The organism is Pseudomonas avellanae BPIC 631, assembly GCF_000444135.1.
Lineage (GTDB): Bacteria > Pseudomonadota > Gammaproteobacteria > Pseudomonadales > Pseudomonadaceae > Aquipseudomonas > Aquipseudomonas avellanae.
Genome location: NZ_ATDK01000521.1, coordinates 1 through 1,166 on the forward strand (window position 1 = coordinate 1; position 1,166 = coordinate 1,166).

The 1,166-nt window shown below is 57.6% G+C and carries 1 protein-coding gene; it reads left to right on the forward strand.

Features of this window, described 5'->3' with window-relative positions; genetic code table 11:
* Window positions 1–215 precede the first annotated feature (215 nt).
* Window positions 216–1,022, forward strand: coding sequence for a DUF2242 domain-containing protein (locus DW49_RS0124315; RefSeq protein WP_005619679.1), 807 nt, complete (start codon window positions 216–218; stop codon window positions 1,020–1,022).
* Window positions 1,023–1,166 lie beyond the last annotated feature (144 nt).

Here is a 1,166-nt window from a genome sequence, read left to right on the forward strand (position 1 = left end):
TGAACTCCTTGAAGCAAACAAAAAAGCGACCTTAGGGTCGCTTTTTTGTTGCCTGCGTTTTGGTCGGTTACGCATCCGGCCTGTCCTCTGGATCAGGTAGGATGCTTAAATCCTTTTGCGCTGTACGTTGATACAACGTCTGCCTTGTTGCAGACTTACCGCCATTTCCCAGTTCGCAGTCTTGCTGGCAGTCTTTTCCTTCCTCAGGATTTTCGATGTTTAAGCTATTGACCCTTCGTACCGCATTCTGGACTTCGGTCCTGCTGATGGCAGCAGGCTGTTCATCGCCCAAACAGGCGATTTACGACCATGAGCACTTCGATGACGCCGGGACTTTCTCGCGCAGTTATCCTGCGACTGATCTGGCGTATTGCGAGGCGGGGCGGCGTGCTCTGCTGAGTCAGGGCTACATCATCACTAGCAACGATCCGAAAATGGTCGCCGGCCGCAAGAGTTTTCAACAGACCGGTGATACCCATATCGAGATCAGCTTCAACCTAGTGTGCGCGGCCGACATGAAAGATGGCAGCGCCACCATGTTCGCCAACGCTTTGCAGGACCGTTACGCACTGAAGAAGACCAACAACTCGGCAAGCCTCGGGGTGGGCGTGCTGGGCTCTGTTTCGATGCCGATAGGCTCTACCGATGACTCGATGGTCAAGGTGGCCAGTGAAACGGTTTCTTCGGCGAAGTTTTATGAGCGTTTTTTCGGTCTGGTGGAAAACTTCCTGCCCCCGGAAGTGAAAAAAGCCGCGCATATCGTCGAGAAGCCCAAGGCTGATCTGGGCGTGCCTGATGCAGCACCTGCCGCTGCGGCGCCGGCCAAACTTGCACCCGCGCCTGCAGAGGCGGCACCCAAAACCGGGCCCGCCGCAGAGCCTTCCACGGCGCCTGCTGCAAGTGAGCCACTGCCTGCGCCAACCGAGCCTGCGTCGTTCAAGGCCGAAACCATCGACACCCCAGCGGCCGAGCCGACAGAAACCACCACGCCCACGCCAGTCGAGCCCACGCCTGCGCAATAAGGTGCAAACACATAATGTGTGCGGACCGGGCGACGCTACGCTTGTGTGGGACTCGTCCGCGAATTGCCGGGAACCGGTAGCAAAACCGGTACACACGGTACATCAGACGCAACCGAGGTGGCCTGTTTTGGGGCCGCTTCGCAG